Source organism: Streptomyces sp. NPDC005722, from assembly GCF_040630935.1.
Taxonomy (GTDB): Bacteria; Actinomycetota; Actinomycetes; order Streptomycetales; family Streptomycetaceae; genus Actinacidiphila.
Genome location: NZ_JBEXYN010000018.1, coordinates 1 through 18,563, shown reverse-complemented (window position 1 = coordinate 18,563; position 18,563 = coordinate 1). Strand labels below are relative to the sequence as shown.

The following is an 18,563-nucleotide window of genomic DNA, read 5'->3' as shown; positions in this document are numbered from 1 at the left end:
GCCGGTCCCCGTACCACGAGGATGACCCCTACAAGGCGAAAATACTAGGACGTCCTAGTACCTGTCGACGGCGGATCCCCCCGTCCGCCGAGGGAGGGGAGGGAACCGCAGGTCAGGAAGGTGTCAGACCTTGACGGGTTCACCCGCGGGGGCCACCAGCGGGGCGACCTCGCGGCTCACCTTGCGCTCGACGAAGAACGCGGCGGTGGGAATCGTCCCGGCCAGCAGCACCCAGGCCAGCTTGCCGAGCGGCCACTTCGCCTTGGAGCCCAGGTCGAAGGCGAAGACCAGGTACAGGACGTACAGCCAGCCGTGGGCGATGCTGACGACCTTGGTGAAGCCCGCGGCGCCGTCGACCTCCAGCACGTACTTGGCGATCACGCCGATGGTCAGCAGCACCAGCAGCACACCCGTCACGTAGGCGAGCGTGCGGTACCGGGTCAGAACACTCTGCTTCATGCGGACGAGCGTAACCGGTGCGATGCCGGCGCCTCCCCCGGCCCCGGCCGTGGCACGCGTCACGCCTCGAAGTCCCCCGCGGCTATCCGCAGCGGGCGCAGCAGGTCGAAGATCTCCGCGCACTCCTCGTCGTCGTACGCGCCGAGCCCGAACTTCATCCCCATGAGGTCCTCGGTGGCGGCCTCGCACACCTCGCGGCCCTTGGCGGTGATGGAGGCGAGCGTGCCGCGGCCGTCGTTCGGGTTGGGCCGCTTCGCGACGAAGCCGGCGGCGACCAGACGGTCGACGGTGTTGGTGACCGAGGTGGGGTGCACCATGAGCCGTTCGCCGATCTTGGACATCGTCAGCTCGCCCTCCTTGCTGAAGGCCAGCAGCACCAGGGCCTCGTAGCGGGCGAAGGTCAGCCCGTAGGGCTTGACGACGGAGTCGACCTGGGAGAGCAGGATCTGCTGGGCCCGCATGATCGACGTGATCGCGACCATCGAGGGCACGCGCCCCCAGCGCCGGGTCCAGATCTCGTCGGCACGGGCGATGGGGTCGAAGGGCAGGCTCAGCGGCTTGGGCACAGGCCCGAGCCTACCCGTCGGTCACATGCTGGGCAGCGGCGTCTCGCGGGGCGGGACGGCGCCGTCCACCGGCGCCATGGTGCGGGTGATCGTACGCCGGGTTCCCGTCACACGTATTACCGCGGTGTTTCGGCCACCCCGGACCCGGATCGTGACCGGAAAGCCGCCCTCCCCGGGGAGGGTTTCCCCTACTCCTCGGACGGAGTTGTCACCCTTTGGGCCGGGAGATGGCCGCATGGGCGGGGGCCGCCGTCGTGCGAACCGGCCAAGACATGAAATGCACCTGTCATCAACCCGCCGTTCGGTGCGAGGCTCTTTGGCGCGCGGAACACCGCGCTACCCCCACACCGCCCCGGTCCCCCACACGACCGGGGTCCTCGCCCGTCGCCCCCACGCGACGGGACCCAAGGAGTCACATTGCGCAAGAAGCTGGCAATCGGCACCCTCGCCGCCGCCTCGGCGCTCCTCGCCGGCGGTCTCCAGTCCTTCACCGCGACCGCCCAGAGCGCCCCCACCGCCCAGGGCATCGCCGCCTCCCACGCGCAGGCCCTCTCCGACGCCCGCGGCCAGGCCGCCGGCCTCGCCGGGAGCCTCGGCCTGGGCGACCGCGAGCAACTGACCGTCAGGGACGCCGTCGTCGACCCGGACGGCACCCGTCACCTGCGCTACGACCGCACCTACGCCGGCCTGGAGGTGCTCGGCGGCGACCTGGTGGTGCACCAGGACGCGAACGGCGCCACCCGGTCCGTCTCGCGCGCGGTCACCACGAGAATCGCTCCCGCCACGCTCACGCCCTCCGTCACGGCCGCCGCCGCCCGGGCGAAGGCCACGTCCACGGTCAAGGGCCTGCTGAAGACCCCCCTCGTCAAGGGCGAGGAGCCGCTGAAGGCGGTGGGCGAGGCCGCGGCTCCGCAGGAGGTCGTCTGGGCCGTCAGCGGCACGCCGCGCCTGGCCTACCGGACCGTGGTCCACGGCACGCAGGCCGACGGCACCCCGAGCGCGCTCAACGTGATCACCGACGCCGCCACCGGCGCCGTGATCCAGCGCTACGAGGGCATCCAGACCGGCAGCGGCACCGGCGTCCACGTCGGCTCGGTCCCGCTGACCACCACGAAGTCCGGCAGCACCTACACGCTCAAGGACGCGAGCCGCGGCGGCATCTACACCACGGACCTGAACAACCGCACCAGCGGCACCGGGACCACCTTCTCCGACACCGACGACGTCTGGGGCAACGGCGCCGCCACCAACCGCCAGTCGGCCGGCGTGGACGCCCAGTTCGGCGCGGCGGCGACCTGGGACTTCTACAAGAACACCTTCAGCCGCTCCGGCATCCGCAACGACGGCAAGGGCTCCCTGTCGCGCGCCCACTACGGCAGCAACTACGTCAACGCCTTCTGGGACGACAGCTGCTTCTGCATGACCTACGGCGACGGCTCGGGCAACACGCACCCGCTGACCGCCCTCGACGTCGCGGGCCACGAGATATCCCACGGCGTCACCAGTGCCACGGCCGGCCTGACCTACGCCGGGGAGTCCGGGGGCCTCAACGAGGCCACCTCCGACATCTTCGGCACCATGGTGGAGTTCTACGAGAACCTGCGCTCGGACACGCCCGACTACCTCATCGGCGAGAAGATCGACATCAACGGTGACGGCAGCCCGCTGCGGTACATGGACAAGCCGTCCAAGGACGGCGCCTCCGCCGACTACTGGTCGTCCTCGGTGAAGAACCTCGACGTCCACTACTCCTCGGGCGTCGCCAACCACTTCTTCTACCTGCTCTCCGAGGGCAGCGGCGCCAAGACCATCAACGGCGTCAGCTACAACAGCCCGACGAAGAACGGCTCCACCGTCACCGGCATCGGCCGCGCCAAGGCCGCGGCGATCTGGTACCGCGCGCTGACGGTGTACTTCACCTCGTCCACCAACTACGCCAAGGCCCGCACCGCGACCCTCAGCGCGGCCAAGGACCTGTACGGCAGCGGCTCCGCCGAGTACAACGCGGTCGCCGCCGTATGGACCGGGGTCAACGTCAGCTGACCCAGGACCGGTTGACCCGACCGGCACCCCCATCACTCGTGGTGCCGCGGACCGCCCCATACGGTCCGCGGCACCACGAGCACGCGTTCACCCCCGGCCCCTCACTTCCCGCCGGCGGCGGTCCCCCGCACCCGCGCCAGCACCACCAGCACGCACACCGAACCCACCCCCGCCGCCGACGCCGTCACCACGTGCGGCCGCACGAACTCCGCCGACGCACCCGCCACCGCCATCCCCAGACCCTGGATCGTCATCAGCCCCGCCGACTGCAACGTCATCGCCCGCCCCCGCAACGCCTCCGGAACCGCCGCCACGAACCACTGGTCGAGCCCGAGGGTGTAGGCGGCCGTCAGGCCCGTGGTGAACATCGCGGCGACGGCCAGCGGCAGGGAGGGGCGGAAGGCGAAGAGGGCGTACGGCAGGAGGGAGCACGCGGCAAGGGGGACGGTGATGCGGGCGCGCGCCGCCGGGCGCAGGAAGGCGCCCGCGAGGAGCTCGCCGAGGACGGTTCCGACGGGCATCGCCGCCATGAAGAGGCCGAGACCCGGCGTGCCGGCGCCAATGGAGTCGGTGTACGGGGCGGCCAGCGCCTCGGGGAACACCACGAAGAACGGCTGGACCCAGCAGAGCAGCAGGAGCGCCCGCACCCGGGGGTCCCGCATCAGGCGGCCGCTGCCGCCGGCGGAGCGCGCCGCGTCGACGCCGCGGGCCGGGCGCCGCGCCGTACCGAGGCGCAGCAGCAGGGCGGAGCCCAGGAAGGCCGCCACGGTGATCGCCAGCGCGGCCCGGGGCGGGAGGACGACCAGCAGGAACCCGCCGATGCCGAAGCCCACGATCTGCGCGCCCTGGGCCACCATGCGGATCAGGGACCGGCCCAGCACGAAGGTGTCGCCGGGCAGGATGTCGGCCAGGCTCGCGGCCCGCGTGCCGGTGAACACCGGGGCGATCATCGCCATCACGCACCGCAGCCCCAGCAGGACGGCGATCGGCGTCCCGGGCAGCACCATCCCGGCGGCGCACACCGCGCACAGCAGGTCGCAGACGACGAGCACCCGGCGCGGAGGGAAGCGGTCGGCGATCCCGGCGAGCAGGGTGCCGCTCAGCGCGTACGGCACGAAGCCGAGCGCGAAGGTGAGCGCGGTCAGCAGCGGGGAGCCGGTGAGCCGGAACACCAGCACCGACAGCGCGATCTCGGCGACCACGGTGCCCTGGAGCGACAGCACGTGTGCCGCGAAGACGGCCCGGAACTCCCGTACGGCGAAGACCGCGCGGTAGCCGCGCCCGGCGGCCTGCCCGGCCGCGGTGGTGTCGGTGTTCAGCGTCATGGGCGCAGCCTGGCGGGCGGGAGGGGGCACGCCGTAGTGTTTCGGCTCCAGCCGAAAGTCAGGGGCGCAGCCGGGGGCACGGACGGTCCCGAGGAGCAGGAGGTGTGCCGTGCCGTTCCGCATGCGCTTCGGACCGGACGACCTGCTGCGCTGCCGGTTCGCGATCTCCCCGCTGTGGGAGACGGAGGGCGCGGTGCGCACCCTCAAGGAACCCGGGCTGCAGGCGTACCACCTGCCCTGGCTCCGGCAGACCCGTGAGGCGGCGCGGACGCTGGACCTCACCCCGCTGTGGCTTCTGATGCCCCGCCGCGGCCACAGCCCGGACTTCCTCTGCCCGCCCCCGCAGGGCCCCTCGGCGGCCATCGAGGACGAGCTCGCCCGGGTACGGGCCACCGACCCGGAGGTCGCCCGGCAGGACCTGGCCCGTTCACTGGCGGACACCCAGGGCGCCGCCGACACCCCGCAGGGCCGGGCGATGCTGGCCGACCCCGCACGTGCGGTGCGGGAGCTGGCGGAGTTGTACGAGCGGGCCTGGGAGGCACTGATCGCCCCGTACTGGCCCCGGCTGCGCGCGGTGCTGGAGGCGGACATCGCCTTCCGCGCGCGCCGGCTCGCGGACGGCGGGCTGACCGGGCTCTTCGCCGACCTGCACCCGTCGCTGAGCTGGGCCGACGGCACCCTCACACTGCACAAGCCCACCGAGCACGACCGGGACCTGGGCGGTGACGGACTGGTCCTGGCACCCAGCGTCTTCGTGTGGCCGGACCTCGCGGCGGGCTTCGACCCGCCCTGGCAGGGCACCGTCGTCTACCCGGCGCGCGGCATCGGCGGGCTGTGGCAGGCGCCGCAGGCCGCCTCGGAGGCCCTGGTGCGGCTCATCGGGGCCAACCGCGCCGCCATCCTCGGCGGTCTGGGCGAACCGGCCACGACGACCGCGCTCGCCCACCGGCACGGCCTCGCCCTGTCGTCGGTGTCGGCGCACCTGGCGGTCCTGCGGGAGGCAGGCCTGCTCACCTCGCGCCGCTACGGGCACCAGGTGCTGTACGAGCGGACCCCGCTGGGCAGCGCGCTCGCCGGCGACTGACCGGCGCTGCCGGCCACGGCGGTTGGGGGGTGTGGGGGGTGTGGGGGGTGTGGGGGGTGTGGCGGGTGTGGCGGGTTGTTCGGGTGTCGCGCCGTCTCGCGCCCTTCGGGCGCACAGCGCCGGCTGCGGAGGGGAGGGTGGGGGTCCGGGGCTTGTCGGCAGTGTGCGGGCGGGTGGGTGGCCGGGGTTCAGGCGCCGGAGCGGGTTGCCTTTCCTGCGGTGTCGGTCTCGTTGCCGTCCGCGGGTATAGATGGCCGCTTCCACGCCTACTGCTGGTGGTGGGCGCGCCCGCCGTAACCCGCGTCTGCGGGTGTTTCGAGGTGCTGCCGTGCGAGCGGAACGACACCGGGCTCTGTTTCGACGGTATGGACGTCGAAACAGAGCCCGATCTTTGCGCGGACGGAGATCGGGCTCGCTTTCAGCGTCATAGGCGTCGGAAGAGGGCCCGATGTCGAAAAACACCCGCAGACGCCGGTTACGGCAGGCGCGCCACCCACGGACCGTGGGCGTGGTCACCGGCCATCTGCACCCGCGGACGGCAACGAGACCGGCACCAGACGAACAACCGGCCCCGCTCCGGCGCCTGAACCCCGGCCATCCACCGGGCCGCAGACTGCCGACCGGCCCCGGACCGCCACCCTCCCACCCGCAGCCCGCGTCTTTTCGCCCGAAGGGCGGGGCAGGCCTACTGCGCGAGGTACCGCTCGACGGTCTCCACCTTGGAGGTGAGCCCGTCCGTGGCGCCGGGCCGGATGTCGGCCTTGAGGACGACGGAAACGCGCGGCGCCCGGGCCTCGACGGCGGCCACGGCGCGCTTGACGACGTCCATGACCTCGTCCCACTCGCCTTCGACGGAGGTGAACATCGCGTCGGTGCGGTGGGGCAGACCCGACTCGCGGACCACGCGGACCGCGTCGGCCACGTACGCGCCGACGTCCTCGCCCACGCCGAGCGGGGTGACGGAGAAGGCGACGATCATGCCTCGACCACGCCTTCCTTGAGCTCCTTGCGCGCGCGGGCCGCGATGACGCTGTCCTCGGCCTCGCGGCGCAGCCTGCGCTCGGCGAAGAAGCCGCCGGTGGGCAGGACGGAGAGCAGGAAGTACAGCGCGGCGCGGCCGAGCGGCCACTTGGCGCGGTTCCAGGCGTCCAGCCAGAACAGGACGTACAGGACGAAGAGGAGGCCGTGGACCATCCCCATCACGGGGACCGCGTCGAAGTCCGTCGTGCGCTTGAGCACCGAGCAGATCAGCAGGAGCAGGAACGACACCGCCTCTGGGGCGGAGACCAGGCGGAGCCGGTTCAGGGCGGAGGCGGTCTTGGTGTCCACGGGACCTCACTATCGGGACAGGGACTGCGGCGGGCTTCGGCACTGCGACCGAGACGCTTGTGAACGTGATCACAAGTGGTCCACCCATTATCACCCGGCCCTCCGGCCGCCCCGCCCCCGGGGCCTCCGGGGGAACAGGTGAACCATCGGCGCGCCGAACGCGTCCCCCTCCTCGACGGACGACGAACCGCCCTCTCGAGGAAGAAGCGGGATGAAACTGGACTGGGACCGCCGCCACTGCGCCCGGCGCGGGCACATCACGTACGCGCCGGACGAGGCGCACCTGCGGGAGCGGCTGCGTGCCGACACCGCGCTGGGCGAGGTCTGGCGCTGCCTGCGCTGCGGCGACTTCGCGCTGGGCGCGCCGCACGGCTCGGGACCGGCCGACCGGGCGCCGGAGGTGCCGCGCGGCCGGGCGCTGCGCGACCTGTTCATCCTGCGCTTCCTGGCGGTCGAGCGGCTGCTGCGCGGGGTGTTCATCGTCGTCGCGGCCTGGGCGGTGTGGCGGTTCAGCAACTCGCAGGACTCGGTGCGCCGGTTCTTCGAGGAGTACCTCACCGTCTTCCGCCCGGTCTTCGTGCACTTCCACTACGACCTCGACCACTCCCCCGTCGTGGACACCATCCGCCGCACCTTCGAGTACCGGCACTCGACGCTGCTGATCGTGGCGGGCGCGCTGCTCGCGTACGCGGTGATCGAGATCGTCGAGGCCGTCGGGCTGTGGGCGGCCGAGCGGTGGGCGGAGTACCTGACGGTGGTCGCGACGGCGGCCTTCCTGCCGCTGGAGGTCTGGGAGCTCACCGAGAAGGTGAGCTACCTCAAGATCGGCACACTCGTCCTCAACGTCCTCGCCGTCCTCTACATCCTGCTGGCGAAGCGGCTGTTCGGGCTGCGCGGCGGCCACGCGGCCTTCGAGGCCGAGCGCCGCGGCGCCTCGCTGCTGGAGGTCGAGGAGGCGGCGGGGGCGCCGCACGGAACCGGTGGACACCAAGTGACGAGGACCCTGGTGACGGGTTCCTCCCGGACGGATACGGTCTGACCCGTGGCTCAGTTTCGATTGCAGGGCAGCAAGGTGCTCGCCGTGGACATGGCCGGCGACGCCGTGAAGGCGAAGAACGGCTCGATGGTCGCGTACGACGGCCAGATGAGCTTCAAGAAGATGTCCGGGGGCGGCGAGGGTCTGCGCGGCATGGTGACCCGCCGGCTGACCGGCGAGTCGATGGAGGTCATGGAGGTGCGCGGGCAGGGCACCTGCTTCTTCGCCGACCGCGCGAGCGAGATCAACCTCGTACGGCTGAACGGCGAGAAGCTCTACGTCGAGGCCAGCAACCTGCTGGCCACCGAGGCGACGCTGCGCACCGGCACCACCTTCACGGGGCTGCGCGGCGCCTCGCAGGGCAACGGCCTGTTCACCACCACGGTGGAGGGCATGGGCCAGGCGGCGATCACCTCCGACGGCCCGGCGGTGGTGCTCCGCGTCGCCCCCGGGATGCCGCTCCAGGTGGACCCGGGCGCGTACGTGGCGCACACCGGCAACCTCCAGCAGCACTTCCAGGCCGGCATCAGCTGGCGGACGATGATCGGCGAGTCGGGCGGCGAGTCCTTCCAGATCCGCTTCGAGGGCGACGGCCTGGTCTACGTGCAGCCGAGCGAGCGCAACACCGTCGGGGGGCAGGTCTGATGCCGTTCACCCGCATCAACTCGAAGATGGTCGAGGCCCAGGTGCTGCCGGGACAACGGCTGTTCAGCCAGCGCGGCGCGATGCTGGCCTACCGGGGCAACGTCACCTTCACGCCGAACGTGCAGGGCGGCCAGGGCGGCATCGGCTCGATGATCGGCCGCCGGCTCGCCAACGAGGCGACCCCGCTGATGACCGTCGAGGGCCACGGCTCGGTGATGTTCGGGCACGGCGGCCACCACGTCCACTGCGTGGACCTGACCGGAGACACCCTGTACGTCGAGGCGGACCGGCTGCTGGCCTTCGACGGCTCGCTGCGGCAGGGCACGATGTTCATGGGGTCCCAGGGCGGCGTGATGGGCGTCATCCGCGGCCAGGTCACCGGCCAGGGGCTGTTCACGACGACCCTGCAGGGGCAGGGCGCGGTCGCGGTGATGGCGCACGGCGGCGTCATCGAGCTGCCGATCACCCCGCAGCGCCCGGTGCACGTCGACCCCCAGGCGTACGTCGCCCACCGCGGTGACGTGCGCAACAAGCTGTCCACCGCGCTCGGCTGGCGCGACATGGTGGGCCGCGGCTCCGGCGAGGCGTTCCAGCTGGAGCTGTCGGGGCACGGCACGGTCTACGTACAGGCGAGCGAGGAGAAGCTGTGACCCCCAACGGACCGGTCGTCCACGACCCCTACACGCTGCCGGTCGACGACAACGTCAACCCGTACGCCTTCAGCGTCGACCTCAAGGGCCAGTGGTTCCTGCAGAAGGGGAAGATGATCGCCTACTACGGGCAGATCAGCTTCCACGGCATCGGCCACGGCGCTCTCGACGGGCTGATCCGCGCCAACTTCCACTCCCCGCTGCACGCCGCGGACTGGGTGGTCGCCGAGGGCCAGGGCAAGATGATCCTCGCCGACCGCGCCTTCGACGTGAACTCCTACGACCTGGAGGACGGCAACCTCACCATCCGGTCGGGGAACCTGCTGGCCTTCCAGCCGGGGCTGGCGCTCAAGCAGTCGATCATCCCGGGCTTCCTGACCCTGATCGGCACCGGGAAGTTCGTGGCGGCCTCCAACGGCGCGGTGCACTTCGTCGAGCCGCCGGTGCGCGTCGACCCGCAGGCCCTGGTGGGCTGGGCGGACTGCCCGTCCCCCTGCCACCACTACGACCACGGGTACATGCGCGGCGTCCTGGGCGGGCTGCGGGCGCTGACCGGCGTCGGCGGCACCTCGGGCGAGGAGCACCAGTTCGAGTTCGTGGGCGCGGGGCAGGTGCTGCTCCAGTCGAGCGAGGTCCTCATGCCCGAACAGGCCACCGGCGCGGTGCCGCACGAGGCCGGCGTCCCGGGCGGCGGGGCGGGCGCCCCGGGCATGCCGCAGGGCGCGCCGAGGCTCCCGGGTCAGCTCGGGGACCTGCAGCGCCGCTTCGGTCTGTGACCCTACCGACACGTATCGGGACCCCGAATAATCCGGATTTCAACTTTCTGGGTATAATTCCAGCATGGAGACAGAGACCGGCACCCTTTGGCTGACCGCCGACGAGCAGCGCACCTGGCGCATCCACCTGGAGGTCAGCAAGTTGCTGACGCACCAGCTCGAACGGGACCTGCAGCCGTACGGTCTGACCTACAACGACTACGAGATCCTGGTGAACCTCTCGGAGTCGCCCGAGCGCCGCATGCGGATGAGCGACCTGGCCCGCGCCACCCTGCAGTCCAAGAGCCGGCTGTCCCACCAGATCAGCCGCATGGAGACCGCGGGCCTGGTCCGCCGCGAGAACTGCGAGTCCGACCGGCGCGGGCTGTACGCCGTCCTCACCGATGACGGCTGGGAGACCATGCGCAAGGTCGCCCCGCACCACGTCGGAGCCGTACGGGAGCACTTCATCGACCTGCTCCCCGCCGCGGACCTGGCGGCCCTGCGCAGGGCCCTCGACCCGGTCGCGGACCATCTGCGCGCGGTACGCGGCAGGGCCTGACGCCGTCCGCCGGCCCGCGCCCGACGGCGCGGGCCTCAGGCCTGCTCGGTGAGGCCCGCGACGAGCTCGTCGGCGGCCGCGTACGGGTCCAGCCCGCCGGCGACGATGCGTTCGGCGAGCGCGCCGAGACGGCGGTCGCCGTGCAGGTCGCCGATGCGCTCGCGCAGGGTGGTGACGGCGATGTGCTCGACCTCCAGGGCCGCGCGGCGCAGCCGGCGCTCCGCGAGCACGCCGTGCTCCTCCATCCAGGCGCGGTGCTTCTCCAGCGCCTCGACCACCTCGTCGACGCCCTCGCCGCGTGCGGCGACCGTCTTGACGATCGGGGGGCGCCAGTCGCCCGGCAGGCGGGACTCGCCCAGGCCCAGCATGTGGTTCAGCTCGCGGGCGGTCGCGTCGGCACCGTCCCGGTCGGCCTTGTTGACGACGTACACGTCGCCGATCTCCAGGATGCCCGCCTTCGCCGCCTGGATGCCGTCGCCCATGCCCGGGGCCAGCAGCACCACGGAGGTGTCGGCCTGGGCGGCGATCTCCACCTCGGACTGGCCGACGCCGACGGTCTCCACCAGCACCACGTCGCAGCCGGCCGCGTCGAGCACCCGGATGGCCTGGGGCGCGGCCCAGGCCAGACCGCCCAGGTGGCCACGGGTGGCCATGGAGCGGATGTAGACACCGGGGTCGGAGGCGTGGTCGCTCATCCGGACCCGGTCACCGAGCAGCGCGCCCCCGCTGAACGGCGAGGAGGGGTCCACGGCCAGAACGCCGACCCGCTTGCCGGCCCGCCGGTACGCCGCGACCAGCGCGGACGTCGACGTCGACTTGCCGACCCCCGGCGAGCCGGTCAGGCCGACCACGTACGCGCCGCCGGTCAGCGGCGCGAGCGCGGCCATCACCTCCCGGAGCTGCGGGGACGCCCCCTCCACCAGTGAGATCAGCCGGGCGACCGCCCGCGGGCGGCCCTGCCGCGCCTGCTCCACCAGGGTGGGGACGTCCATGACTCCTCATTCCTCGGGCTCGGCTCGCCTCCGGTTCGCTCAGCCGGTGTCGACGGTCGACCGTGCTCGCCTGCTCGTTCCTCGCAGGCTCCGCGCGCTCTCCCTTTCGACACCGGCCGCTCCCCTTCGGCTCACTCGCCATTCGTTCCGTTGCTTGTCGGTGTGCGGCTACTTGCCCGGCACGCGGATGATCAGGGCGTCGCCCTGGCCGCCGCCGCCGCACAGGGCCGCCGCGCCCACGCCGCCGCCGCGGCGCTTGAGCTCCAGGGCCAGGTGCAGGACGATGCGGGCGCCGGACATGCCGATCGGGTGACCGAGGGCGATGGCACCGCCGTTGACGTTCACCTTTTCAGGTGTCACGCCCAGGTCCTTCATGGACTGCACGGAGACCGCGGCGAAGGCCTCGTTGATCTCGATGAGGTCCAGGTCGCCCACGGACAGCCCGTCCTTCTTCAGGGCGTGCGCGATGGCGTTGGAGGGCTGCGACTGCAGCGAGTTGTCCGGGCCGGCCACGTTGCCGTGGGCGCCGATCTCGGCGATCCACTCCAGGCCCAGTTCCTCGGCCTTCTCCTTGCTCATCACGACCACCGCGGCGGCGCCGTCGGAAATCTGCGAGGAGGTGCCCGCGGTGATCGTGCCGTCCCTGCTGAAGGCGGGGCGCAGCTTGGCCAGCGACTCGACCGTGGTCTCGGCGCGGATGCCCTCGTCCTTGGCGAAGACCACCGGCTCGCCCTTGCGCTGCGGGATCTCCACCGGGGTGATCTCCGCCTCGAACAGGCCGTTCTTCTGCGCGGCGGCGGCCCGCTGGTGGGAGAGCGCGGCGATCTCGTCCTGCTCGGCGCGGCCGATGCCCAGGCGTGTGTTGTGCTTCTCGGTCGACTCGCCCATCGCGATGTCCTCGAAGGCGTCGGTGAGGCCGTCGTGCGCCATGGCGTCCAGCATCTGGACGGCACCGTACTTGAAGCCCTCGCGGGACTTCGGCAGCAGGTGCGGGGCGTTGGTCATCGACTCCTGGCCGCCGGCCACGACGACGTCGAACTCACCCGCCCGGATCAACTGGTCGGCCAGCGCGATGGCGTCCAGGCCGGACAGGCAGACCTTGTTGATCGTCAGCGCCGGGACGCTCATCGGGATGCCGGCCTTGACCGCGGCCTGGCGGGCGGGGATCTGCCCGGCACCCGCCTGGAGCACCTGGCCCATGATCACGTACTGCACCTGGTCGCCGCCGATGCCGGCCCGGTCCAGCGCGGCCTTGATGGCGACGGCGCCGAGTTCGGCGCCGGAGAAGGTGCGCAGCGAGCCGAGCAGCCGGCCCATGGGGGTGCGCGCACCCGCGACGATCACGGACGTTCGTGCCTGGCTGGTCATGACGCGGCCCCTTTGCACGGAGGGAATGTTAACGATGGTTTTCGAGGGTGCTGTCAATGTACTGAGGGGTGCGGCCGGCGGTCACCCGGCAGACGGTGTGATCGCGCGCACGTTGCGTGACCATGCCGTCCGGCGGTCCACTGGAGTCATGCTGACGCGAATCGACCACATCGGCATCGCCTGCTTCGACCTCGACAAGACCGTCGAGTTCTACCGTGCCACCTACGGCTTCGAGGTGTTCCACACCGAGGTGAACGAGGAACAGGGCGTGCGCGAGGCGATGCTCAAGATCAACGAGACCTCCGACGGCGGGGCCTCCTACCTCCAGCTCCTGGAACCCACCCGTGAGGACTCCACGGTGGCCAAGTGGCTGGCCAAGAACGGGGAAGGGGTGCACCACATCGCCTTCGGCACCGAGGACGTCGACGCGGACGCGGCCGCCGTCCGCGACAAGGGCGTGCGGGTGCTCTACGACAGCCCGCGCAAGGGTTCCATGGGGTCGCGGATCACCTTCCTGCACCCCAAGGACTGCCACGGTGTGCTGACCGAGCTCGTCACCTCGGCCAAGGACCACTGACCGGAGACGACTCGCCCCGGTAGAGTGGCCTGGCGACCCCGGGGTGGGCTGGGGTACCTGCCCGCGCCTCGGCGTGGGATCGGACACAATTCTCCGTAAGGCTCCGCGGTGAACGGGGCCCCGGGGAATCTCACTCGGTTGGCGGGTGGGTACACCAGGAGACGGATGGGACCGCGGAGTGCGGGGCTACGACCGCTACGAGGTTGAGGACGACCACCTCTCGCAGTTCGAGGCCGAGATGGAGCGGCTTCGTAAGGAGCGGGACAAGGTCGTCCAGCATGCCGAAGACCTCGGCTACCAGGTCGAGGTGCTGCGCGCCAAGCTGCACGAGGCGCGCCGCAACCTCGCGACTCGCCCTGCCTACGACAACCTCGGCCACCAGGCCGACCAGTTGCTGCGCAACGCGCAGATCCAGGCCGACCAGCTGCGCGCCGACGCCGAGCGGGAGCTGCGCGAGGCCCGTGCGGCCACCCAGCGGCTCCTCCAGGAGCAGGCGGAGCACCAGGCGCGCGTCGAGGCCGAGTGGCACGCCGAGGCCGTCGCCCGGCGCCGCCGGCTGGACGAGGAGCTGGCCGAGCGCCGCACCAACGTCGAGAGCCACGTCAACGAGAACGTGGCCTGGGCCGAGCAGTTGCGCGCCCGCGCCGAGTCGCAGGCCCGCCGGCTCATGGAGGAGACCCGCACCGAGTCGGAGGCCGCGCTGGCCGCCGCCCGCACCGAGGCGCAGCGGATCGCCGAGGGCGCCCGCGACCGGCTGGAGGCCGACTCCACGGCCGCCCGCGCCGAGGCCGAGCAACTGCTGCGCCGGGCCCGGGCGGACGCCGAGCGGCTGCTGAACGCCGCGGCCAGCCAGGCCCAGGAGGCCACCACCCAGGCCGAGCAGTTGCGTGCCTCCACGCAGAGCGACGCGGACAACGCCCGCACCCAGGCCGGCGAGCTGTCCCGTTCCGCCGAGGAGAAGCTGCGCGAGGCCGAGGACAAGCTGCGCGAGGCGCAGAGCGAGGCCGACCGGCTCCGCGAGGAGGCCTCGGCCAACGCCGCCAAGCGGCTGGCCACGGTCGACGCCGACAACGAGCAGCGCACCCGTACGGCCAGGGCCGAGGTGGCCCGGCTGGTCGCCGAGGCGACCAAGGAGGCCGAGACCGCCAAGGCCGAGGCCGAGCAGATCCTCGCCGACGCCAACACCGAGGCCGAGCGGCTGCGCAGCCAGGCGCAGGAGACCGCCAAGTCCGAGGCGGCCGAGGACGCGGCCGCGGCGCTGGCCAAGGCGGCCCGCACCGCCGAGGAGGTCCTCAACAAGGCCACCGAGGACGCCCGCGCCACCACCCGCGCGGCGAGCGAGGAGGCCGAGCGCATCCGCCGCGAGGCGGAGACCGAGGCGGACCGGCTGCGCGGCCAGGCCGAGGAGTCGGCCGAGGAGCTGCTCGGCACCGCCAAGGACGACACCAAGGAGTACCGCGCCAAGACGGTCGAGCTGCAGGAGGAGGCCCGCAGGCTGCGGGGCGAGGCCGAGCAGCTGCGCGCCGAGGCGGTCGCCGAGGGCGAGCGCATCCGCGGCGAGGCACGGCGCGAGGCGGTCCAGCAGATCGAGGAGGCGGCCCGGTCCGCCGAGGAGCTGCTGACCAAGGCGAAGGCCGACGCCGCGGAGCACCGGCAGAAGGCCACCACCGACTCCGAGAAGGTCCGCACCGAGGCGATCGAGCGCGCCGCGGGCCTGCGCAAGCAGGCCGACGAGCTGCTGGAGCGGGCCCGCGGCGAGGCCGAGCAGGTCCGTGCCGAGGCCGAGCAGCAGGCGGAGCAGGTCAAGGAGGACGCCGAGGGCGCCGGGCTGCTGCTGCGCGAGGAGGCCGAGCGGGCCGCCCAGCGGCTGCGCGACGAGGCCGAGGCGGATCTGGTCCGGCTGCGCGAGGAGGCCGAGCGCCGCATCGACGCGGCCGAGGAGGCGCTGCGCGAGGCCCGCACCGAGGCGGAGCGGCTGCGCCGCGAGACCGCCGAGGAGGCGGCCACGCTGCGTACCGAGGTCGCCGAGCGGGTCCGCGGGCTGCAGGAGCAGGCCGAGCAGGAGACCACGCGGCTGCGCGACGAGGCCGCCGCCGACGCGTCGCGGACCCGGGCCGAGGCCGAGCAGCTCGCCGTACGCCTGCGGGGCGACGCCGCGGCCGAGGCCGAGCAGCTGCGCACCGAGGCGCAGGAGACCGCCGACCGGCTCCGGGCCGAGGCCCAGGAGACCGCGGGACGACTGCGGGCCGAGGCGGCCGAGGCGCTGTCCGCCGCCCAGGAGGAGGCCACGCGCCGGCGCCGGGAGGCCGAGGAGCTGCTGGGCGCGGCCCGCGGCGAGGCGGAGCAGGAGCGCGCGCAGGCCGGCCGCGAGGGCGAGGAGCTGCTGGCGGCCGCCCGCAAGCGGGTCGAGGAGGCCGGCGCCGAGGCGGAGCGGCTGGTCGCCGAGGCCGAGCGGCACGCGGCCGAGCTGGTCGGCGCTGCCGAGCAGACCGCCCAGCAGGTGCGGGACTCGGTCAACGGGCTGCACGAGCAGGCCGAGGAGGAGATCACCGGGCTGCGCTCGGCGGCCGAGCATGCCGCGGAGCGACTGCGGTCCGAGGCCCAGGACGCCGCGGACCGGCTGCACTCGGACGCCAACGCCGAGCGGGAGCGCGCCACCGAGGACGCCCAGCGCATGCGCCGCGAGGCGCAGGAGGAGGCCGAGGAGGCCCGCCAGCTGGCCGACCGCACGGTCGGCGAGGCGATCGACGAGGCCGACCGGCTGCGGGCGGAGACCCGCGAGGAGGCCAACCGCCAGCGGGTGGATGCCGCCGAGCAGGCCGACCGGCTGCTCACCGAGGCCATCGAGGAGGCCGACCGGCTCCGTGCCGACGCCGCCGTCCGGGCCGAGGAGGCCGTGGGCAAGGCCCAGCGCGACGCCGAGCGGCTGGGCATCCTCGCCAAGGACGCCCTGGACTCCGCCGAGCGCGACGCCGAGGAGCGGCGCCGCGCGGCCGAGGAGTCGCTGGGTGTCGCCGAGGCGGAGGCCCGCCGCATCCTGGACGAGGCGCGCGACGAGGCCAACAAGCGCCGTACGGAGGCGGCCCAGCAGGCCGACCAGCTGATCACCAAGGCCCGGGCGGAGGCGGAGCGGCTCGGCATCCTGGCCAAGGACGCCCTGGACTCCGCCGAGCGTGACGCCGAGGCGGCCCGCACGGAGTCCGACCGGATCCGCGACGAGGCGCGCGAGGACGCCAACAAGCGCCGCGCCGAGGCCGCCGAGCAGGCGGACGAGCTCGTCTCCGGCGCGCAGAGCGAGGCCCTCAAGATCGGCACGGCCGCGGAGGAGCAGGCCGACACGATGGTCGGCGCGGCCCGCAAGGAGGCCGACCGGATCGTCGCCGAGGCCACCGCGGAGAGCAACGGCATGGTGGAGCGCGCCCGTACGGACGCCGACACCCTGCTGGAGGAGGCGCGCAGGGACGCCACCGCCATCCGCGAGCGCGCTCAGGAGCTGCGGCAGCGCGTCGAGGCCGAGGTCGAGGAGCTGCACGAGCGGGCCCGTACCGAGTCGGCCGCCACGATGAAGTCGGCCGGCGAGCGGGTCGACAAGCTGGTCGAGGCCGCCACGGAGCAGCTGGAGAAGGCGGAGACGAAGGCCCGCGAGATGGTCGCCGACGCCGAGGCCAGGGCCGAGGAGACGCGGTCCAACGCCAGCGCCGAGGCGAGCAAGGTGCGCATCGCCGCGGTGAAGAAGGCGGAGGAGCTGCTCAAGGGGGCCGAGCAGAAGAAGAACGACACGGAGCGCGAGGCGGAGCGGGTGCGGAGCGAGGCCCGCGTCGAGGCCGAGCGCATCGTGACCGAGGGCAAGAAGGAGCTCGAGGTGCTGAGCCGGCGCCGCCAGGACATCAACGCGGAGATCACCCGCGTGCAGGATGTCCTCGAGGCACTGGAGTCATTCCAGCAGCCGGTCGACGGTGGAAAGGGCACCAGTCAGAACGCCACACAGAACGGTAAGAACGCGGTCACTGCCGGTGCAGCGGCCGGTACGACCCGGACAGGGAGCAAGCGGTCCGATGATGCGCCACTCGATTGAGCGGTCATTGTGCACAGTTACTGGACAGTGACTGTAAGACACGCCGCTTGGGCCCCTAGGATTCCCCCTATCACCCCACCCGGTCTGAATTGACAGGAACCCCATGAGCGACACTTCCTCCCCCTTCGGCTTCGAGCTCGTGCGGCGTGGATACGACCGCGGGCAGGTGGACGACCGCATCACCAAGCTCGTCGCCGACCGTGACAGCGCACTGGCGCGGATCAACGCGCTGGAGAAGCGCATCGAGGAGCTCCACCTCGAGACCCAGAACGCGCAGGCCCAGGTCAACGACGCCGAACCGTCCTACGCCGGTCTCGGCGCGCGCGTCGAGAAGATCCTCCGCCTCGCCGAGGAGGAGGCGAAGGACCTGCGCGAGGAGGCCCGCCGGGCCGCCGAGCAGCACCGCGAACTGGCCGAGTCCGCCGCCACCCAGGTGCGCAACGACGCCGAGTCCTACGCCGTCGAGCGGAAGTCGAAGGCCGAGGACGAGGGCGAGCGCATCGTCGAGAAGGCCAAGGGTGAGGCCGGTCAGCTGCGCGCCGACGCGCAGAAGGACGCGCAGGCCAAGCGCGAGGAGGCGGACGCCCTCTTCGAGGAGACCCGCGCCAAGGCGGCCCAGGCCGCGGCCGACTTCGAGACCAACCTGGCCAAGCGCCGTGAGCAGTCCGAGCGCGACCTGGCGTCCCGTCAGGCCAAGGCCGAGAAGCGCCTCGCCGAGATCGAGCACCGCGCCGAGCAGCTCCGCCTGGAGGCCGAGAAGCTGCGCACCGACGCCGAGCGCCGCGCCCGCCAGACGGTGGAGACCGCGCAGCGCCAGGCCGAGGACATCGTGGCCGACGCGAACGCCAAGGCGGACCGCATCCGCAGCGAATCCGAGCGCGAGCTGGCGGCGCTCACCAACCGCCGCGACAGCATCAACGCCCAGCTGACCAACGTCCGCGAGATGCTGGCCACGCTGACCGGTGCGGCGGTCGCCGCGGCCGGCGCCCCCGCCGACGACGAGCCCGTCTCGCGCGGCGTCCCGGCCCAGCGCTGAGCCTGGTCGTCGTAGGACGCGGCCATGCCGTACAGGGTCGGGTCGAACTCGACCGAGGCCG

The 18,563-nt window shown here is 72.6% G+C and carries 17 protein-coding genes; 10 read left to right on the top strand and 7 right to left on the bottom strand.

Going from position 1 to position 18,563, the window contains the following annotated elements:
- Positions 1–123: 123 nt before the first annotated feature.
- Both ABZ479_RS21560 and ABZ479_RS21555 read right to left on the bottom strand, forming a co-directional pair.
- Positions 124–459: a DUF3817 domain-containing protein gene (locus ABZ479_RS21560; RefSeq protein WP_500463090.1), complete on the bottom strand. Its 336-nt coding sequence runs from the start codon at positions 457–459 to the stop codon at positions 124–126.
- A 59-nt stretch (positions 460–518) separates the two neighbouring features.
- A complete protein-coding gene (locus tag ABZ479_RS21555) occupies positions 519–1,025 on the bottom strand; it encodes a MarR family winged helix-turn-helix transcriptional regulator (protein WP_089225095.1) in 507 nt (168 codons plus the stop codon).
- Positions 1,026–1,442: 417 nt separating this feature from the next.
- On the opposite strand from ABZ479_RS21555, the gene ABZ479_RS21550 reads away from it, so the two are divergent.
- A complete protein-coding gene (locus ABZ479_RS21550) occupies positions 1,443–3,068 on the top strand; it encodes a M4 family metallopeptidase (protein WP_500463089.1) in 1,626 nt (541 codons plus the stop codon).
- 101 nt (positions 3,069–3,169) lie between these two features.
- Here ABZ479_RS21550 and ABZ479_RS21545 read toward each other — a convergent pair whose 3' ends face one another.
- Positions 3,170–4,393: an MFS transporter gene (locus ABZ479_RS21545; protein WP_500463088.1), complete on the bottom strand. Its 1,224-nt coding sequence runs from the start codon at positions 4,391–4,393 to the stop codon at positions 3,170–3,172.
- Between the two features lie 109 nt (positions 4,394–4,502).
- Here ABZ479_RS21545 and ABZ479_RS21540 point away from each other — a divergent pair, with 109 nt between their 5' ends.
- The gene (locus ABZ479_RS21540; RefSeq protein ID WP_500463087.1) at positions 4,503–5,477 is read left to right on the top strand and encodes an ArsR/SmtB family transcription factor; all 975 of its coding nucleotides are present in this window, start codon (positions 4,503–4,505) and stop codon (positions 5,475–5,477) included.
- Between the two features lie 685 nt (positions 5,478–6,162).
- On the opposite strand, the gene ABZ479_RS21535 is transcribed toward ABZ479_RS21540, so the two are convergent.
- Entirely contained in the window at positions 6,163–6,456 is a 294-nt protein-coding gene (locus ABZ479_RS21535) for an MTH1187 family thiamine-binding protein (protein ID WP_500463086.1), read from the bottom strand.
- A complete protein-coding gene (locus tag ABZ479_RS21530; RefSeq protein WP_500463085.1) occupies positions 6,453–6,806 on the bottom strand; it encodes a DUF3817 domain-containing protein in 354 nt (117 codons plus the stop codon). The genes ABZ479_RS21535 and ABZ479_RS21530 overlap by 4 nt, the downstream gene beginning before the upstream one ends.
- Positions 6,807–7,017: 211 nt before the next feature.
- Here ABZ479_RS21530 and ABZ479_RS21525 point away from each other — a divergent pair, with 211 nt between their 5' ends.
- The 5 genes from ABZ479_RS21525 (at position 7,018) to ABZ479_RS21505 (ending at position 10,454) form a co-directional block, all read left to right on the top strand.
- Positions 7,018–7,845: a DUF2127 domain-containing protein gene (locus ABZ479_RS21525; RefSeq protein ID WP_500463084.1), complete on the top strand. Its 828-nt coding sequence runs from the start codon at positions 7,018–7,020 to the stop codon at positions 7,843–7,845.
- Positions 7,846–7,848: 3 nt separating this feature from the next.
- Positions 7,849–8,487, top strand: a complete 639-nt coding sequence (locus ABZ479_RS21520) for an AIM24 family protein (RefSeq protein ID WP_500463083.1) — start codon at positions 7,849–7,851, stop codon at positions 8,485–8,487.
- Positions 8,487–9,137 (top strand): AIM24 family protein, encoded by a 651-nt coding sequence (locus ABZ479_RS21515; protein ID WP_499602445.1) that lies wholly within the window; start codon positions 8,487–8,489, stop codon positions 9,135–9,137. The genes ABZ479_RS21520 and ABZ479_RS21515 overlap by 1 nt, the downstream gene beginning before the upstream one ends.
- Positions 9,134–9,913 (top strand): AIM24 family protein, encoded by a 780-nt coding sequence (locus ABZ479_RS21510; RefSeq protein ID WP_500463082.1) that lies wholly within the window; start codon positions 9,134–9,136, stop codon positions 9,911–9,913. The genes ABZ479_RS21515 and ABZ479_RS21510 overlap by 4 nt, the downstream gene beginning before the upstream one ends.
- A gap of 64 nt (positions 9,914–9,977) precedes the next feature.
- Positions 9,978–10,454, top strand: a complete 477-nt coding sequence (locus ABZ479_RS21505; RefSeq protein ID WP_499602447.1) for a MarR family winged helix-turn-helix transcriptional regulator — start codon at positions 9,978–9,980, stop codon at positions 10,452–10,454.
- Between the two features lie 35 nt (positions 10,455–10,489).
- Here the strand turns inward: ABZ479_RS21505 and meaB are convergent, their stop codons facing one another.
- Together meaB and ABZ479_RS21495 are read right to left on the bottom strand one after the other, a co-directional pair.
- A complete protein-coding gene (gene meaB / locus ABZ479_RS21500; protein WP_499602449.1) occupies positions 10,490–11,446 on the bottom strand; it encodes a methylmalonyl Co-A mutase-associated GTPase MeaB in 957 nt (318 codons plus the stop codon).
- 168 nt (positions 11,447–11,614) lie between these two features.
- Positions 11,615–12,790, bottom strand: a complete 1,176-nt coding sequence (locus ABZ479_RS21495; protein WP_499602755.1) for an acetyl-CoA C-acetyltransferase — start codon at positions 12,788–12,790, stop codon at positions 11,615–11,617.
- 172 nt (positions 12,791–12,962) lie between these two features.
- On the opposite strand from ABZ479_RS21495, the gene mce reads away from it, so the two are divergent.
- The 3 genes from mce to ABZ479_RS21480 all read left to right on the top strand — a co-directional run bounded on the left by mce (position 12,963) and on the right by ABZ479_RS21480 (position 18,502).
- Positions 12,963–13,391, top strand: coding sequence for a methylmalonyl-CoA epimerase (gene mce, locus ABZ479_RS21490; RefSeq protein ID WP_499602451.1), 429 nt, complete (start codon positions 12,963–12,965; stop codon positions 13,389–13,391).
- Between the two features lie 178 nt (positions 13,392–13,569).
- Complete coding sequence (scy, locus tag ABZ479_RS21485; protein ID WP_500463081.1) at positions 13,570–17,466, top strand: polarized growth protein Scy; 3,897 nt, start codon at positions 13,570–13,572, stop codon at positions 17,464–17,466.
- Positions 17,467–17,569: 103 nt separating this feature from the next.
- Positions 17,570–18,502: a cellulose-binding protein gene (locus ABZ479_RS21480; RefSeq protein ID WP_499602454.1), complete on the top strand. Its 933-nt coding sequence runs from the start codon at positions 17,570–17,572 to the stop codon at positions 18,500–18,502.
- Positions 18,503–18,563 lie beyond the last annotated feature (61 nt).

Coding starts and splice junctions, on each gene's coding strand:
- ABZ479_RS21560 (WP_500463090.1), bottom strand. CDS start 459: ATGAAGCAGAGTGTTCTGACCCGGTACCGCACGCTCGCCTACGTGACG.
- ABZ479_RS21545 (WP_500463088.1), bottom strand. CDS start 4,393: ATGACGCTGAACACCGACACCACCGCGGCCGGGCAGGCCGCCGGGCGC.
- ABZ479_RS21535 (WP_500463086.1), bottom strand. CDS start 6,456: ATGATCGTCGCCTTCTCCGTCACCCCGCTCGGCGTGGGCGAGGACGTC.
- ABZ479_RS21525 (WP_500463084.1), top strand. CDS start 7,018: ATGAAACTGGACTGGGACCGCCGCCACTGCGCCCGGCGCGGGCACATC.
- ABZ479_RS21515 (WP_499602445.1), top strand. CDS start 8,487: ATGCCGTTCACCCGCATCAACTCGAAGATGGTCGAGGCCCAGGTGCTG.
- ABZ479_RS21505 (WP_499602447.1), top strand. CDS start 9,978: ATGGAGACAGAGACCGGCACCCTTTGGCTGACCGCCGACGAGCAGCGC.
- meaB (WP_499602449.1), bottom strand. CDS start 11,446: ATGGACGTCCCCACCCTGGTGGAGCAGGCGCGGCAGGGCCGCCCGCGG.
- mce (WP_499602451.1), top strand. CDS start 12,963: ATGCTGACGCGAATCGACCACATCGGCATCGCCTGCTTCGACCTCGAC.
- ABZ479_RS21480 (WP_499602454.1), top strand. CDS start 17,570: ATGAGCGACACTTCCTCCCCCTTCGGCTTCGAGCTCGTGCGGCGTGGA.